The organism is Pseudomonas sp. BRG-100, from assembly GCF_000737955.1.
GTDB classification, from domain to species: Bacteria; Pseudomonadota; Gammaproteobacteria; order Pseudomonadales; family Pseudomonadaceae; genus Aquipseudomonas; species Aquipseudomonas synxantha_A.
This window is the reverse complement of the sequence record NZ_JPRX01000001.1, coordinates 2,027,241-2,042,407: the sequence shown is the minus strand read 5'-3', so window position 1 is coordinate 2,042,407 and position 15,167 is coordinate 2,027,241. Positions and strand designations below refer to the sequence as shown.

At 60.6% G+C, this 15,167-nt stretch carries 15 protein-coding genes; 7 read left to right on the top strand and 8 right to left on the bottom strand.

Going from position 1 to position 15,167, the window contains the following annotated elements; translation table 11 throughout:
• Nucleotides 1-57 precede the first annotated feature (57 nt).
• The gene (locus tag JH25_RS18195) at nt 58-999 is read right to left on the bottom strand and encodes a FecR domain-containing protein (protein WP_032877632.1); all 942 of its coding nucleotides are present in this window, start codon (nt 997-999) and stop codon (nt 58-60) included.
• Nucleotides 996-1,484: a sigma-70 family RNA polymerase sigma factor gene (locus JH25_RS18200; protein WP_032881092.1), complete on the bottom strand. Its 489-nt coding sequence runs from the start codon at nt 1,482-1,484 to the stop codon at nt 996-998. The genes JH25_RS18195 and JH25_RS18200 overlap by 4 nt, the downstream gene beginning before the upstream one ends.
• A gap of 170 nt (nt 1,485-1,654) precedes the next feature.
• On the opposite strand from JH25_RS18200, the gene JH25_RS18205 reads away from it, so the two are divergent.
• The 6 genes from JH25_RS18205 (at nt 1,655) to JH25_RS18230 (ending at nt 7,804) form a co-directional block, all read left to right on the top strand.
• Nucleotides 1,655-1,957 carry a DUF3649 domain-containing protein gene (locus tag JH25_RS18205; protein WP_032877631.1) on the top strand — a complete coding sequence of 101 codons (303 nt, stop codon included), beginning with the start codon at nt 1,655-1,657 and terminating at the stop codon, nt 1,955-1,957.
• On the top strand, nt 1,954-3,528 hold the full coding sequence (locus tag JH25_RS18210) for a PepSY-associated TM helix domain-containing protein (RefSeq protein ID WP_032877630.1): 1,575 nt from the start codon (nt 1,954-1,956) through the stop codon (nt 3,526-3,528). Before JH25_RS18205 ends, JH25_RS18210 begins: the two co-directional genes overlap by 4 nt.
• Nucleotides 3,528-3,854, top strand: a complete 327-nt coding sequence (locus tag JH25_RS18215) for a DUF3325 domain-containing protein (protein WP_032877629.1) — start codon at nt 3,528-3,530, stop codon at nt 3,852-3,854. The genes JH25_RS18210 and JH25_RS18215 overlap by 1 nt, the downstream gene beginning before the upstream one ends.
• Before the next feature lie 7 nt (nt 3,855-3,861).
• Entirely contained in the window at nt 3,862-4,440 is a 579-nt protein-coding gene (locus JH25_RS18220; RefSeq protein WP_032877628.1) for an RNA polymerase sigma factor, read from the top strand.
• Nucleotides 4,437-5,414, top strand: a complete 978-nt coding sequence (locus JH25_RS18225) for a FecR family protein (protein ID WP_032877627.1) — start codon at nt 4,437-4,439, stop codon at nt 5,412-5,414. The genes JH25_RS18220 and JH25_RS18225 overlap by 4 nt, the downstream gene beginning before the upstream one ends.
• A 149-nt stretch (nt 5,415-5,563) precedes the next feature.
• The gene (locus JH25_RS18230) at nt 5,564-7,804 is read left to right on the top strand and encodes a TonB-dependent receptor (protein ID WP_164699510.1); all 2,241 of its coding nucleotides are present in this window, start codon (nt 5,564-5,566) and stop codon (nt 7,802-7,804) included.
• 136 nt (nt 7,805-7,940) lie between these two features.
• Here the strand turns inward: JH25_RS18230 and JH25_RS18235 are convergent, their stop codons facing one another.
• Both JH25_RS18235 and yejK read right to left on the bottom strand, forming a co-directional pair.
• The gene (locus JH25_RS18235) at nt 7,941-8,291 is read right to left on the bottom strand and encodes a glutaredoxin family protein (protein WP_032877625.1); all 351 of its coding nucleotides are present in this window, start codon (nt 8,289-8,291) and stop codon (nt 7,941-7,943) included.
• On the bottom strand, nt 8,291-9,295 hold the full coding sequence (gene yejK, locus JH25_RS18240; protein ID WP_003171997.1) for a nucleoid-associated protein YejK: 1,005 nt from the start codon (nt 9,293-9,295) through the stop codon (nt 8,291-8,293). Before yejK ends, JH25_RS18235 begins: the two co-directional genes overlap by 1 nt.
• 397 nt (nt 9,296-9,692) lie before the next feature.
• Between yejK and JH25_RS18245 the strand changes: the two genes are divergently transcribed.
• On the top strand, nt 9,693-9,974 hold the full coding sequence (locus JH25_RS18245; protein WP_005785131.1) for an HU family DNA-binding protein: 282 nt from the start codon (nt 9,693-9,695) through the stop codon (nt 9,972-9,974).
• A 78-nt stretch (nt 9,975-10,052) separates the two neighbouring features.
• On the opposite strand, the gene rlmF is transcribed toward JH25_RS18245, so the two are convergent.
• From rlmF to JH25_RS18265, 4 genes are all read right to left on the bottom strand, one after another.
• Complete coding sequence (gene rlmF, locus JH25_RS18250) at nt 10,053-11,072, bottom strand: 23S rRNA (adenine(1618)-N(6))-methyltransferase RlmF (protein WP_032877624.1); 1,020 nt, start codon at nt 11,070-11,072, stop codon at nt 10,053-10,055.
• A 203-nt stretch (nt 11,073-11,275) separates the two neighbouring features.
• On the bottom strand, nt 11,276-14,122 hold the full coding sequence (locus tag JH25_RS18255; protein ID WP_032877623.1) for a valine--tRNA ligase: 2,847 nt from the start codon (nt 14,120-14,122) through the stop codon (nt 11,276-11,278).
• A 212-nt stretch (nt 14,123-14,334) separates the two neighbouring features.
• On the bottom strand, nt 14,335-14,709 hold the full coding sequence (locus JH25_RS18260) for a hypothetical protein (RefSeq protein WP_005785135.1): 375 nt from the start codon (nt 14,707-14,709) through the stop codon (nt 14,335-14,337).
• 8 nt (nt 14,710-14,717) lie between these two features.
• Nucleotides 14,718-15,146: a DNA polymerase III subunit chi gene (locus JH25_RS18265; RefSeq protein ID WP_005785137.1), complete on the bottom strand. Its 429-nt coding sequence runs from the start codon at nt 15,144-15,146 to the stop codon at nt 14,718-14,720.
• Between the last annotated feature and the right edge of the window lie 21 nt (nt 15,147-15,167).

Here is a 15,167-nt window from a genome sequence, read left to right as displayed (position 1 = left end):
CTTTCCTTCTCTGTCACGCCAGGTGCGGAAAACAGCTCACACACATGCAAAATAAATTCAGGCTCGGGCCTGCACGGTCACCCAATAGCGGGTAAAGCGCCGAACTTTCACCGGCAGGCTGATTTCCAGCAGGTCCAGGATGCGTTCGCTGTTATCCAGTGGGTAGCTGCCGGACAGCAAAAGGTTTGCCACTTGCGGGTCACAATTGAGCTGGCCGCGACGATAGCGCCCCAGTTCATTCAAGAAGTCTTCAAGGCGCATGTGTGCAGCCACCAACATACCGTCGGCCCAGGCGCCGCAGTTGGCGTCGGTGGCGCGTGGGGTGTCCCAGCCCTTGCGGGTGAAATTGACCTGGCGTGCGGCATCGACGCTCAGCGGCAAGCCGCTGTAGTTGTTGGGCATCACTTCGACCTGGCCGGCCAGCACCGCCAATTGGGTGTGGTCGTTGAACTGGCGCACATTCAAGCGCGCCGCCTGGCTGCTGAGCAGGCCCTGGCCGGTCAGCACGCGCAACGGCGTATCACCGGCACGGGAGGTGAGCAGGATTTCTCCTTCGAGCAGGCGTACCAGGCGCTGCCGACCGTCGAAATGCACATCCACCGCGCTGCCGGTGTTGAGCTGCAACTGGCTGCCGTCGGCCAATTGCACCGTACGGCGCTGGCCAACCGGGCTGCGATAGTCGGCGCTCAGCGGCGGCAGAATATGTTGCTGACGCAGGCTCCAGGCCGCTGCCGAGCCAGCGCCCAGGATTAACAGCAACTTCAGCGCCTGGCGTCGGCTGCTGGAGCGCGGTGCATTCAACGCAGCGTGCGCCAGGGGCGAGGGCATCCCGCGCAAGCGCTGATTGACCTGCTGAATCTGCTCCCACGCACGCTGGTGCTCGCTGTGGGCGTTCAGCCATTGTTGCCAGGCCGCTTGCTGGCGTGGGTTGAGCGCGCCTTGCTGCATTTCCAGCAGCCAGTGCACGGCTTGTTCGGCGACTTGGCTGGACACGTTCATAGGGCGAAGTAGCAGCGCATGGCGGCTTTGGTCAGGTGGCGTTTGACCGTGGCGATGGAAATGCCCAGTTCTGCGCTGATTTGCGCGTAGGTCAGGCCGTCGAGCTGGGCCAGCAGGAACGCACGTTTAACCAGCCTGGGCAGGCCGTCGAGCAGTTGGTCCAGCTCCAGCAGGGTTTGCAGAAAGATTGCGCGGTCTTCTTCCGATGGCGCCACCTGCTCGGGCATTTGCGCCAAGGCATCGAGGTAGGCGCGCTCCAGGTCCTGGCGGCGATAGAAGTTGCACAGCACGCGCTTGGCCACGGTGGTGAGGAAGGCGCGGGGCTCGATCAGTGTCGGGGTATCCCGTGCGCTGAGCACGCGAATAAAGGTGTCCTGGGCCAGGTCGGCCGCGTTTTCCGGGCAGCCGAGCTTGCGTCGCAACCAGCCGGTGAGCCAGTGGTGATGGTCGTTATACAAAACTTCGACGGTGTTGGACGGCTGCAACGCGATCACTCCACAAGCATTGATATGCCTTAGAGAACAAGAATTGTTCGCATTGTAGGGCGGGTAACGAGCTTCGGCAATCGGCCAGGGCAGGTGATTCATCCGTTCTCTTTTGCTTATGAGAATATTTATCATTAATATTGCGCGTTGATGAACTTGGCGCCTGCCGCATGAAAAGCAAAACCGCATTGCCCATTTCCTATCGCCTCGCCGTCACCTCGCGCGTGCTGGCGGCTGTGATCGGTGGTTACTTGATGGCCTCCCTGGCCGCCATCTGCCTGGCGCTCTGGTTGCCCACTTCCCGCGCCGATGCGGTGGTCACCGGCATGATGAGTTCGTTTGTGTTCTACCTGCTGGCGGTGCTCTGGTGTTTTGCTTGCCGCACGGCCTGGCGCGCCTGGGCCGGGGTGATGGTGCCAAGTGCGCTGTTCGCCACGTTGGCCGGCGTTGGTTTCTGGGTGGCGCGCACATGAAAGAGGGCTTTCGCCAGGCCATGGCCTGGCTGCATACCTGGGCCGGATTGATCTTCGGCTGGCTGCTGTTTGCGATTTTCCTGACCGGCACCCTGGCCTATTTCAAAGACGAAATTACCCACTGGATGCAGCCCGAAGTGCAGGCCCATCCCCTGGACGACGGGCGTAGCCTTGCCGTAGCCCAGAATTACCTGCAACAACAGGCGCCCACGGCCGCACGCTGGTTCATTACCTTGCCTACCCATCGTGATCCCGGCCTGTCCGTGATGTGGCAAGACAAGGTCGAGCCCGGCAAGCGCGGCACCTTCATCCAGAAAACCCTCGACCCGGTCAGCGGCCAACCCGTCCAGGCCCGCGACAGCAAGGGCGGCGAGTTCTTCTATCGGTTCCACTTCCAGCTGCAAATGCCTTACCCGTGGGGCCGCTGGCTGTCGACCATCGCCGCCATGGTGATGTTGGTCGCGCTGATCACCGGCATCATCACCCACAAGAAAATCTTCAAGGACTTCTTCACTTTCCGCCCGCGCAAAGGTCAGCGCTCCTGGCTCGACGGGCACAACGCGGTGGGCGTGCTGGTGCTGCCGTTTCACCTGATGATCACCTACAGCAGCCTGGTGATTTTCATGAACATGGTCATGCCCGCGCCTATCATGGCGTCCTATGGCGACGACAGCCGGGCGTTCTTCGATGAGTTGTTCCCCGCTACCAACAATGCGCCGGCCCTCGGCCAGCCCGGTCAGTTGCTGCCGTTACTGCCGATGTACCAGCAGGCGCGCGAGCAGTGGGCGGGCGGCCATGTGGGGCGGCTGGCGGTCAATAACCCTGGCGATGTCAACGCCTCGGTGAATGTGTTTCGCGCCGGCTCCGACAGCGTGGTGCACGCCTTTGGCAATACCCTGTCGTTCAACGGCACCACTGGCGAGCTGTTGCGGGCCAGTGGCGAGCCGTCTTTGCCTGCGGTGATTGGTGGCAGTTTCTATGGTTTGCACATGGGCCATTTTGCCGGTCCCGTGCTGCGTTGGTTGTACTTTATCTGCGGCCTGGCGGGCACCGCGATGATTGGCACGGGGCTGGTGATCTGGCTCGGCAAGCGCCAGCTCAAGCATGCCAAAGCTTCGGTGATGCCGTTTGAACTGCGGTTGGTGGAAGTGTTGAACATTGCCAGCATGTCCGGGCTGATGATCGCCATCGCTGCGTTTTTCTGGGCCAACCGACTGTTGCCGGTGAGTTTCGCCGAGCGTTCCGACTGGGAAGTACAAGCCTTCTTTACCGCCTGGGGCCTGAGCCTGCTGCACGCCATGTTGCGTCGCGGTCGCCAGGGTTGGGTCGAGCAACTGAGCTTCGGCGCGTTGCTGTTTGCGGCGGTCCCACTGCTTAACGCCAGCACCACCTCGCAGCATTTGGGCGTTTCTCTGGTCAATGGCGACTGGGCGATGGCCGGCTTCGATCTGACCTGCCTGGCCAGTGGTGCGTTTCTCGCCTGGGCGGCCTGGAAGATGCACCATCGCACCGCGCCGCAACCCAAGGCCGAACGTGCACGTGGCCTGACGCTCAAGCAGGAGGCCAGCTGATGCTGCTCGCGCTGCTGATGTGCTACGCCGGGTTTACTGCGCTGTGCCTGTCCACAGACCGTCACCACGGCGAGCTGCTGCACAGCAAACCCACGCCCACTCGGCGTTTGGGGCTGCGCGTGGGCGGTTGGTTGCTGCTGATTGTCGCGATCTGGCCCGCGGTGCTTGCCGCCGGTTGGAGCCAGGGCCTGGTGCAGTGGTGCGCGGTGTTGATGCTCAGCGCCTTGCTGCTGGTGTTGCTGCTGCCTTATCGCCCAAGGCTGGCCTTGATCCTGGCGGGCCTGAGCCTGCTGGCCAGCCCTGTTACGGCATTCGCCCTGTCCTGAGCCTGCCATGATGATCAGTCCACCGCCGGAACCCCAGGACAGCCCGCACACAGATGCGGCCGGTGGGCGAGCGCATTTCCTGCAGGTATTTTTGTCCCAGCGCTCGCAGATGGAGGCACTGGTCAGCCGCCGCGTCGGTTGCCGCGCCACCGCGGCCGACCTGGTGCAGGATTTGTTCCTGCGTTTCTGGCGCCGCCCCCTGGTGCAGGTCGAAGAGCTCAGTACCTACTTGCTGCGCTGCGCGGGCAATATCGCCATTGACCATTTGCGCACTGAAGGCGCCCGAGTGCGCAGCAATGAAGGCTGGTTGCCGGAGCAACAAGACAACCAGAGGTGCGAGCCCCAGGCGGCGCTGGAGGCCGGCAATGATCTGCGCCATGTCGAAGCCGCCTTGCGCAGCTTGCCCGAGCGCACCCGGCAGATTTTCCTGCTCAACCGCATCCACGGTCGCAAATACGCGGAGATCGCCAAGGCCATGGGGCTGTCCCAAAGCGCCGTGGAAAAACATATGATGCGCGCCCTCGAAGCCTGCAAGGCCAGCCTTCGCGAACCGCCGCCTCCACGCACGCCAGGGAAAGCACCGTGAACGTTACGCCCACACCCGCCCAGGACCAGGCCGCGCTGGCCTGGCTGAGCCTGTTGCATGACCAGCCCAGCAGCGGCGACCAGGCTACTTTCAGCCGCTGGCTGCGCGCTGATCCCGCGCATGTCGAGGCCTACGCCCAGGCCCAGGTGCTGTGGGAGTTGAGCGAAGTGCCGGCACGCCAGCTGGCTGATGAGGATGCGCTGGCCTTGCAGGGCTACCTCAATAAGATCAACACCTCCAAGCGTTCACGTGGGGTGCGTTGGTCCGGCGCCCTGGCGATGGCCGCAAGCCTGCTGTTGATGGTGGCGATGGGCGCAGGTTGGCAGCCGTCGCGCTGGGTTGATGAGTTAGGTGCCGATTACGTGACGGCGGCGGGGGAGGTGAAGACCTTTACCCTGGCAGATCAATCCCAGGTCACCCTCGACGCCGACAGCGCGATTGCCGTGGATTTCAGCCATGGCGAGCGGCATATCCAACTGCGTCGCGGTGCGGGATTTTTCAGTGTGACCCACACGGGTCAGCCCTTCGTGGTGGAGGCGGGCGGTGGTGAGGCGCGGGTGCTGGGTACCCAGTTTGAAGTGCGCCTGCAACCTGCCGGGGCAGAGGTCACCGTGTTATCCGGACGGGTTGGCGTGACGCCATCCAAACAGGGCCTGCAACAGGTACTGGCTGCAGGTCAGCAAGTGGCCTATGCCGACGGCGTAGCCGACACCCTGCACGCTGTCGACAGCCAGTCCCGCCTGGCCTGGCGTGACGGCTGGCTCAATTACTACAAGGCGCCGCTGGCGGATGTGGTCAAGGACCTGAGCCGTTATTACCCGGGCCGCATCGTGTTGCTTAACGATGAGATGGGCGCCAGGCGCGTCAGCGGCAGCTTTCCAAGCAAGGATCCGCAGGCGGTGTTGAATGCGCTGCAAGCGGTGCTCGGCTTTGAACAACACTCGCTGCTGGGGCGCATGATCGTGTTGCGCTAGGCGCGCTTCACCAAACCTTCATCGCAATCGCCAAAACCTGTCACCAAACGGTTACACGTGCCGTGGATCATCCCTGGGTTCCTGAACAAGTGGTCAGGAAGAGCACCTCTGCCCCATACAACACAACAATGTCAGTAAGGGATCTACACGTGAACTACAACACTCTTTATGCCCTGCTTATGGCATCGGGCCTGGGCGGCTTTGCGCCGCTGGTTCTGGCCGATGACACACAGGATGTGGGGTCGGTGAACGTTACCGGCAAGCAGACCCTGGGCAACGGCCATATGATCCGCGAAGAAAGTGCCAAGGCGCGTTCCACGGTCACCAAAGAAGCCATGGATGAAATGTCGGGCACCGCCAACGCCATCGACAAGCTCAAGTACACCCCGGGCATCAACGTTTCCAGTGATGACGCCAGCGGCACCAGCGGCACCACCTTCACCATGCGCGGCATGAGTTCGGACCAGGTCGGGGTTTCGGTCGACGGCGTGCCGATCAACGACTCGGGCAACTACAGCGTGTATTCCAACCAGCTGGGTGACCCGGAAAACCTCGCCGAAGTGTTCGCCACCCAAGGCTCTTCCGAGGCAGACGGCCCGCACATTGGCTCCAGCGGCGGCAACATCGGCATGATCACTGTCCGGCCGACCAAGGATGCCGGGGTATTCGCCAAGCAGATCGTAGGTGCCAACGCCCTGCGCAAGACGTTTGTGCGGGCTAATACCGGCGATTTTGGCGGCCTGAAAACCTGGGTCTCGGCGTCGCACCTGGAAGGCGACAAGTGGCGCGGCAAGGGCACTCTGCGCAGCGACAAGATCGAGTGGAGCAGCTTGTTCGAAGATGACAACGGTAATTCCACACTGGCCACGGTCAAGTACAACAAACAGGAAAACTACAACTACAACAGCCTGAGCAAATCACAGTTTGACACGCAGGGGCGGCGCAAGGACTACGCCGAAAGCCCGGTGTACAAGGCAGGTCTGTTGTCTGCGTCCTACAAGCTCAACCGCAACCCCTTCGAAAGCGTAAACGCCACGCTGACCCAGCGCTGGCAATTGCAAGACAACCTGTCGCTGACAGTCACGCCGTACTACTACTGGTCCAACGGCGGCAGCTTCAGCGGCCAGACCGCCTCCAACCTGGGGCCAAAGTCTGACAAGGCCGGCAACTACGACCTGAGTAACCTGCAATCGGCCAACTATTATCGCCCTTCATGGACCGAGACCTGGCGCCCGGGCGTCACGGCCAAAATGAAGTGGGACATCAACGAAGCGCACAGTCTGGACTACGGCTACTGGTATGAACGCGCACGCCAGCGCCAGACCCAGCCATTTATCGGGATCAACGGCGAGGGCGCACCCGATGATGTGTGGGGCGATTACAACAGCGGCGGGCAGGTGGTCGACAAGAATGGCGCCACTGTACAAGGCCGCCACTATTACACCGTCACCCCGGCGCAGAAACTCTGGGTACAGGACAACTGGCAAGCCACGCCGGACCTGAGTTTTGTCGCGGGCCTGGCCTACCAATACGTCGAGCGCGACGGCAACAATCTCGGCAGCCTCTACGACAAAGCGGAAAAACGTAACACCCGTTACCATCAGTTCCTGCCCAACTTCAGCGCCAAGTACCAGGTCGACGAAAGCAACCAGGCGTTCTACAACGTCACCCGCAATATGCGCACGCCTCCCAACTACGTGCTGTACAACAAGGGCGACTCCGTCAGCCTCAAGTCCGAATTGAGCTGGAACCAGGAACTGGGCTGGCGCTACACCGATGACGACATGGCGCTGAGTGCGACCTTGTTCTATATCAGTTTCAAGGATCGCCAGGTGTCGACTACCGACGCCAGCGGTGACTACATGGTGCTTAACGTCGGCAGCGTCGATAACAAGGGCCTGGAGCTGGAGTGGAGTGGCTTGTTGCCGCACAACTTCAACTACTACGCCTCGTACACCTACACCCAGTCCGAGCAGAAGGACGACCTGCTCAGTAAGAATGTGCTGCTGCCAACCTCGGGCAAGCAACTGGCCAACGTGCCGGAAAACATGTTCAACCTGGTGCTCGGGTACGACGACTCGCGGTTCTACGGCAACGTCGCGGGCAAGTATGTCGGCAGCTTCTATGGTGATTTGACCAACAAGGAGAAGATCGAAGGCCGTACGGTGTTTGACCTCAATGCCGGTATTTACTTGCCGGTGGACAAGAGGGTCATCAAGTCGGCAACCCTGCGCCTGTCGATGCTCAATGTCTTCGACAAGGAATACTTGAGTTCGGCGCGTACCGTGGCGTTCAACTCGGCGCCGGTCAACGGGTTGGGGGCGAGTACGGCGTATTACAACGTGGGCGAGGAGCGTACAGCGATGGTGTCTCTAGAGGCCAACTTCTAAGACCACCACAAAACCAAATGTGGGAGGGGGCTTGCTCCCGATAGCGGTGAATCAGTCATCATTTTCATTGATTGGCACACTGCTATCGGGAGCAAGCCCCCTCCCACATTTGATCCACGGTGTTTCAGGAATCAGGTTACTTCAGCGCCGCCATGATCGCATCCGGGTTGTAGTCGCGAATCAAAGTCCCGTTCACATCCACAAACGGAATCCCACCCCCGCCCAGTGCTTCATACGCCTTGCGCGCCTGGGCATCCTTCTCGATATCGACGGCCTGGTACGGGATACCCTTCTGGTCCAGAAAACGCCGGATCTGCTTGCAGTACCCACACCACTCGGTGGCATAGAGCACCACACGCGCCGAGGCGCGTACCTGCTCCGGCACCACCTGGGACGGGTTGAACACCCGCTCGATCTTGCCCCAGTTCTGGATCGCGACTACCACCAGCAACACCAGCAGGACTTTCTTTAAAACCCCGCCCAGCATCAATTACGGCGCTTGAGCTGATCGGTCAGTTGGGTCGGCAGGCCCTTGATGATCAAGGTGCCGGCGGCTTCGTCGTATTCGATCTTGTCGCCCAGCAGGTGCGCTTCAAAGCTGATGGACAAGCCCTCGGCGCGCCCGGTGAAGCGGCGGAACTGGTTGAGGGTGCGTTTGTCGGCCGGAATCTCCGGCGACAGGCCGTAATCCTTGTTGCGGATATGGTCGTAGAACGCTTTTGGCCGATCTTCATCGATCAGGCCGGAGAGTTCTTCCAGGCCCATGGGTTCGCCGAGCTTGGCCTGGCTGCTGGCGTAGTCCACCAGAGTCTTGGTCTTTTCGCGGGCGGATTCGTCAGGCAGGTCTTCGCTTTCAACGAAGTCACTGAACGCCTTGAGCAGGGTGCGGGTTTCGCCCGGGCCGTCGACGCCTTCCTGGCAACCGATAAAGTCGCGGAAGTACTCCGAGACTTTCTTGCCGTTCTTGCCCTTGATAAAGGAGATGTATTGCTTGGACTGCTTGTTGTTCTGCCACTCGGAGACGTTGATGCGCGCCGCCAGGTGCAACTGGCCCAGGTCCAGGTGGCGCGAGGGCGTCACGTCCAGCTCGTCGGTGACCGCCACGCCTTCGCTGTGGTGCAGCAGAGCGATGGCCAGGTAGTCGGTCATGCCTTGTTGGTAATGGGCAAACAGCACATGGCCGCCGGTGGAGAGGTTGGACTCCTCCATCAGCTTCTGCAGGTGTTCCACCGCAGTGCGGCTGAAGGTGGTGAAGTCCTGGCCACCGTCAAAGTATTCCTTCAACCAGCCGCTGAACGGATGCGCGCCGGACTCGGCATGGAAGAAACCCCAGGCCTTGCCTTGTTTGGCGTTGTAGCTCTCGTTGAGGTCGGCAAGCATGTTCTCGATGGCGGCCGACTCGGACAGTTCGGAGTCGCGGGCATGGAGCACTGCGGGGGTGCCGTCGGGTTTTTTGTCGATCAGGTGGACGATGCAATGACGGATCGGCATAGGCTTCTCGGCTGGTTGAAGGGGGAGGGGGCGGCCTCCCCGAAAAGTCGCCCAGTGTACCGCACCCATTGGCCGTGACGTGCCCCGAAGGGCATTTTGGATGCCCTCCGACTGCCCATATGCCTTTTTTTCACGGTTTAGAGCGATAAAGCTGACCAAATGGGTATGTTGAGGCGGATATTTCCCCGTCTCTGTGCTAGTTTTGCCCCGTCTTACGCCAAGTCTCGGCGTTAAGCGTGCATTCAGCATTTGTCAGGTCGAACCAATCCCCGTTTCAAGCATCTATAACCCCGATCTCCGTGGTTATAGCCGGGGATGCCAGGCCATGACGGTCAGGCTCGACGGCTGACACTGCACTCTGCAATCCATATGAATTTGATAGGGAAGGAACACCACAATGGCTTTGACTAAAGACCAACTGATCGCTGATATCGCTGAAGCTATCGACGCGCCAAAAACCACCGCGCGCGCTGCTCTGGACCAACTGGGCCAGATCGTTGCTGATCAGCTGGAAAATGGCGGCGAAATCACTCTGCCAGGCATTGGCAAGCTGAAAGTAACCGAGCGTCCTGCCCGTACTGGCCGTAACCCTTCGACTGGCGCTGCCATCGAAATCGCTGCCAAGAAAGTTATCAAGCTGGTTGTGGCTAAAGGCCTGACCGACGCTGTTAACAAGTAAGACGCAGTAAAAAAAACCGTGCTCCGGAGTGATCCGGGCACGGTTTTTTGTTGCCTGCGGTTTTATTGTGATGAAAGGTTAGTCGCGCACCCAGCGCTGGCGCCAGATCTGCTGCTCATTCTTGGTCTGGAACGTCCAGGCCACAAACCGGCTTTGCTTCTGCCCCTGAGACATCTCTACCACCTGGCTTTCCAGCACGCCGGCTTTTTTCAGCGCGGTTTCGATCGCAGGCAAGTTGGACGCTTTTGACACCAGGGTGCTGAACCACAACACCTTGTGGGCAAAATGCGCGCTCTCGGCGATCAACTGCGTCACAAAGCGTGCTTCGCCGCCTTCACACCACAGCTCGGCCGATTGGCCGCCGAAGTTGAGAACCGGCAACTTGCGTTTCGGATCGGCCTTGCCCAGGGCGCGCCACTTGCGCTCGCTGCCCTTGGTGGCTTCATCCATGGATGCATGGAACGGCGGGTTGCACATGGTCAGGTCAAAGCGCTCACCGGGTTCCAGCAAACCCAGCAGGATCTGCTTGGGGTTGGCCTGCTGGCGCAGTTGGATAACCTTGCTCAGGTCGTTGGACTGCACGATGGCCTTGGCGGCGCTCACGGCGATAGGGTCGACCTCCGAGCCCAGGAAGTTCCAGCGGTACTCCATGTAGCCAATCAGCGGGTAGACGCAGTTGGCGCCCATGCCGATATCCAGCACCTTGACGATCGAGCCACGCGGGATCTTGCCGTCGTTGACGCTGGCCAGCAGGTCGGCGAGGAGGTGCACATAGTCGGCACGTCCCGGTACCGGCGGGCACAGGTAATCGGCCGGGATGTCCCAATGCTGGATGCCATAGAACGACTTGAGCAACGCCCGGTTGAACACCCGCACCGCGTCCGGGCTGGCGAAGTCGATGCTTTCCTTGCCATAGGGGTTGATGATCACGAATTTAGCCAGTTCCGGCGTGGTCTTGATCAGCGCCGGGAAGTCGTAACGGCCCGTGTGGCGGTTGCGCGGGTGCAGAGTGGCCTCTTTGCGCGGTACCACGGGCTTGGCCGGGGTAGCGGATTTAGGCTTCTTGCGCGAAGGTTTAGGCGTAGTGGGGGCGGTCATGATGATTCTGGTGTTGGCTCAAAGTGGCGGCCATTGTCACACATCCTGAGCTCAACCCGGTCAAATGTGGGAGGGGGCTTGCTCCCGATAGCGGTGTGACAGTCAAAAATATTGAGACTGATACACCGCTATCGGGAGCAAGCCCCCTCCCACAGAGGCAAAAAAAGAGACCCGAAGGTCTCTTTCTTTACGCGACTCAAGCCTTACAGGCTGGAAATCCGCGCATGTTGCTCGGCCAGTTTGCCCAAAGCCTGTTCAGCTTCGGCCAACTTGGCGCGTTCTTTCTCGATCACCTCCGCCGGCGCCTTGTCGACGAATGCCGCGTTGGACAGCTTACCGCCCACGCGTTGCACTTCGCCTTGCAGGCGTGCGATTTCCTTGTCGAGACGGGCCAGTTCGGCGCCCTTGTCGATCAGGCCGGCCATCGGTACCAGCACTTCCATATCACCCACCAATGCAGTGGCGGACAGCGGCGCTTCGGCATCGGCAGCCAATACGGTGATCGACTCCAGCTTGGCCAGCTTCTTGAGCAACGCGTCGTTCTCGCCGAGACGGCGCTGATCTTCGGCACTGGCGTTCTTGACGAACACGGCCAATGGCTTGCCCGGCCCGATGTTCATCTCGGCGCGGATGTTGCGCGTGCCGAGCATCAGGGTCTTGAGCCATTCGATATCGCTTTCGGCGGCCTCATCGATGCGCGCTTCATTGGCCACTGGCCAAGGTTGCAGCATGATGGTCTTGCCTTCGATACCGGCCAGCGGCGCCAGGCGCTGCCAGATTTCTTCGGTGATGAACGGCATGAACGGATGCGCCAGGCGCAATGCCACTTCCAGTACGCGCACCAGGGTGCGGCGAGTGCCGCGCTGGCGTTCGACCGGGGCGTTTTCGTCCCACAATACCGGCTTGGACAGTTCCAGGTACCAGTCGCAATATTGGTTCCAGATGAACTCGTACAGCGCCTGTGCAGCCAGGTCGAAACGGAACTGGTCGAGTTGGCGGGTCACTTCGGCTTCGGTGCGCTGCAACTGCGAGATGATCCAGCGATCAGCCAGGCTCAACTCATAGGCTTCGCCGTTCTGGCCGCAGTCTTCGCCTTTATCCAGCACGTAGCGCGCGGCGTTCCAGATCTTGTTGCAGAAGTTGCGATAGCCTTCGACGCGGCCCATGTCGAACTTGATGTCGCGACCGGTAGAGGCCAGCGAGCAGAAGGTGAAGCGCAGGGCGTCGGTGCCGTAGCTGGCGATGCCGTCGGCGAATTCGTCGCGAGTCTGCTTCTCGATCTTTTTCGCCAGTTTTGGCTGCATCAGGCCCGAGGTGCGTTTCTGCACCAGGGTTTCCAGGTCGATGCCGTCGATGATGTCCAGCGGGTCCAGGACGTTGCCCTTGGACTTGGACATCTTCTGGCCCTGGCCGTCGCGTACCAGGCCGTGTACGTACACGGTCTTGAACGGTACCTGCGGGGTGCCGTCTTCGTTTTTCACCAAATGCATGGTGAGCATGATCATCCGGGCAACCCAGAAGAAAATGATATCGAAGCCGGTGACCAGCACGTCGGTGGAGTGGAATTTCTTCAGGAATTCGGTCTGCTGCGGCCAACCCAGGGTGGAAAACGTCCACAGGCCCGAGCTGAACCAGGTGTCCAGTACGTCGTTGTCCTGCTGCAGCGCGATGTCGGCGCCGAGGTTGTGCTTGGCACGCACTTCGGCTTCGTCGCGGCCTACATAGACCTTGCCCGACTCGTCATACCAGGCCGGAATACGATGGCCCCACCACAGCTGACGGCTGATGCACCAATCCTGGATGTCGCGCATCCACGAGAAGTACATGTTTTCGTACTGTTTAGGCACGAACTGGATGCGGCCATCTTCCACGGCGGCGATGGCAGGCTCGGCCAGCGGCTTGGTGGACACGTACCATTGGTCGGTCAGCCACGGTTCGATCACGGTGCCGGAGCGATCGCCCTTCGGCACTTTCAGGCCGTGGTCGTCGACGCTGACCAGCAAGCCGGCGGCGTCGAAGGCGGCAACGATCTGCTTGCGCGCTTCAAAACGGTCCAGGCCGGCATATTCGGCCGGAATCTTGCCGTCGATGCTGTCGTTCAACGAGCCGTCCAGGTTGAATACCTGGCAGGCCGGCAATACGGCGGCATTCTTGTCGAAGATGTTCAGCAGCGGCAGGTTGTGACGTTTGCCGACTTCATAGTCGTTGAAATCGTGGGCCGGGGTGATTTTCACGCAGCCGGTGCCGAATTCAGGATCGCAATAGTCGTCCGCAATGATCGGGATGCGGCGGCCAACCAGTGGCAGTTCGACGAACTTGCCGATCAGCGCCTGGTAGCGCTCGTCGTTCGGGTTAACGGCGACGGCGGCATCGCCGAGCATAGTTTCCGGACGAGTGGTGGCGACGATCAGGTAGTCGTTGCCTTCAGCGGTCTTGGCGCCGTCGGCCAGCGGGTACTTGAGGTTCCACAGGAAGCCTTTCTCGTCGTGGTTTTCCACTTCGAGGTCGGAAATGGCCGTGTGCAACTTGGTGTCCCAGTTGACCAGGCGCTTGCCGCGGTAGATCAGGCCGTCTTCGTGCAGGCGCACGAAGGCTTCCTTCACGGCTTCCGACAGGCCGTCGTCCATGGTGAAGCGCTCGCGGCTCCAATCCACGGAGGAGCCCAGGCGACGGATCTGACGGCTGATATTGCCGCCGGACTGATCTTTCCATTCCCAGACTTTCTCCAGGAATTTCTCGCGGCCCAGGTCGTGACGGTTCTGGCCGGTGGCTTCCAGTTGGCGTTCCACCAGCATCTGCGTGGCGATACCAGCGTGGTCGGTGCCCGGCTGCCACAGGGTGTCGCGACCCTGCATACGGCGGAAACGGATCAACGCATCCATGATCGCATTGTTGAAGCCATGGCCCATGTGCAGGCTGCCAGTGACGTTCGGTGGCGGGATCATGATGGTGTACGAGTCGCCCGCACCTTGTGGGGCGAAATAGTTCTCGGACTCCCAGGTGTTGTACCAGGAAGTTTCGATAGCGTGGGGCTGGTAGGTCTTATCCATGCGCGGCGGGACCCTAGTTGGCATTTATTCAGGAAAGCCGGCAAGTATAACGGGGGAGGACGAGGAGGGCGAGTTGAAGACGGGCTTAAGGCTGATGCAAAACTAATGTGGGAGGGGGCTTGCTCCCGATTGCTGAGTGTCAGCCACCGAATCATCGGCTGATACAACGCTATCGGGAGCAAGCCCCCTCCCACAGGAAATATCAGTGTCGTTTAGGACTGGTACTGGCTGAGCAACCGCTCCATCCGCGCATCCATCCGACGCTTGATCTCGGCTTCAATATGCGGCGCAAAGTCGTCAATCACATCCTGCATGATCAATTGCGCGGCGGCGCGCAGTTCATTGTCCAGGTGCAGGAGCAGGGCATCGGGGGCTTTTTCTGCGGCGGGAGCGGGTTCTGCAACCACAGGTTCCGGCGCGGCAGGCTTGCCGCTGACCATGTCGAACAGCAGCGGGATCTGTACCTCGCCATCGGCCGTTTCGGTCAGCAGCGGCGGTTGCAGGTTGTCATCACCCAGCAACTGACGGATCGACTCCAGGTCGTCCAGCAGGTGGTCGTCTTTTTTCAGCGGGTTGGGAGTGTCCATCGTGTGCTCTAAAGTCGTTGTAGCCGGTGATCCTGCAGAGAATAGCCCTGTTCGCGATAGAAACGGAAACTCTCCCGCGCGGCCTGACGAATAGCCGGGTCTTCCACCACCACTTCCGCCACGCGGGCGAAAGCCTTGGCAAAGGCCGGTACTTTCAGGTCCAGGTTGACCAGCAGGTCATGGTGATCGCCGCAACTGTCGCCCACACCCAGGACTACCAGGCTTTCAGGTTCGGATTCGGCGGGGCCGTGGGGCACGAAGCTTTCGCCCTTGAAGCGCCACAGGCGGGCATCCAGCTCATCGCGTTGGGCGGCATCGCTGCAATGCAGGTAGATGCGGTGGCCCATGCGCCAGGCTTTTTCGGTGAGCTTGCAGGCAAAGTCCAGGCGCGCGAGGGGATCGGCGCTGGGCAATATATAGAAGTCGACTTGGGTCATTGCGGTTCCTGAGACCGGGGC

Excerpts from the sequence above, each read along its gene's own strand:
- JH25_RS18235 (WP_032877625.1), bottom strand. The coding sequence starts at position 8,291 with ATGCTGGGCGGGGTTTTAAAGAAAGTCCTGCTGGTGTTGCTGGTGGTA.
- rlmF (WP_032877624.1), bottom strand. The coding sequence starts at position 11,072 with ATGACCGCCCCCACTACGCCTAAACCTTCGCGCAAGAAGCCTAAATCC.
- JH25_RS18265 (WP_005785137.1), bottom strand. The coding sequence starts at position 15,146 with ATGACCCAAGTCGACTTCTATATATTGCCCAGCGCCGATCCCCTCGCG.
- JH25_RS18255 (WP_032877623.1), bottom strand. The coding sequence starts at position 14,122 with ATGGATAAGACCTACCAGCCCCACGCTATCGAAACTTCCTGGTACAAC.
- yejK (WP_003171997.1), bottom strand. The coding sequence starts at position 9,295 with ATGCCGATCCGTCATTGCATCGTCCACCTGATCGACAAAAAACCCGAC.
- JH25_RS18205 (WP_032877631.1), top strand. The coding sequence starts at position 1,655 with ATGAAAAGCAAAACCGCATTGCCCATTTCCTATCGCCTCGCCGTCACC.
- JH25_RS18210 (WP_032877630.1), top strand. The coding sequence starts at position 1,954 with ATGAAAGAGGGCTTTCGCCAGGCCATGGCCTGGCTGCATACCTGGGCC.
- JH25_RS18215 (WP_032877629.1), top strand. The coding sequence starts at position 3,528 with ATGCTGCTCGCGCTGCTGATGTGCTACGCCGGGTTTACTGCGCTGTGC.
- JH25_RS18260 (WP_005785135.1), bottom strand. The coding sequence starts at position 14,709 with ATGGACACTCCCAACCCGCTGAAAAAAGACGACCACCTGCTGGACGAC.
- JH25_RS18245 (WP_005785131.1), top strand. The coding sequence starts at position 9,693 with ATGGCTTTGACTAAAGACCAACTGATCGCTGATATCGCTGAAGCTATC.
- JH25_RS18220 (WP_032877628.1), top strand. The coding sequence starts at position 3,862 with ATGATGATCAGTCCACCGCCGGAACCCCAGGACAGCCCGCACACAGAT.
- JH25_RS18195 (WP_032877632.1), bottom strand. The coding sequence starts at position 999 with ATGAACGTGTCCAGCCAAGTCGCCGAACAAGCCGTGCACTGGCTGCTG.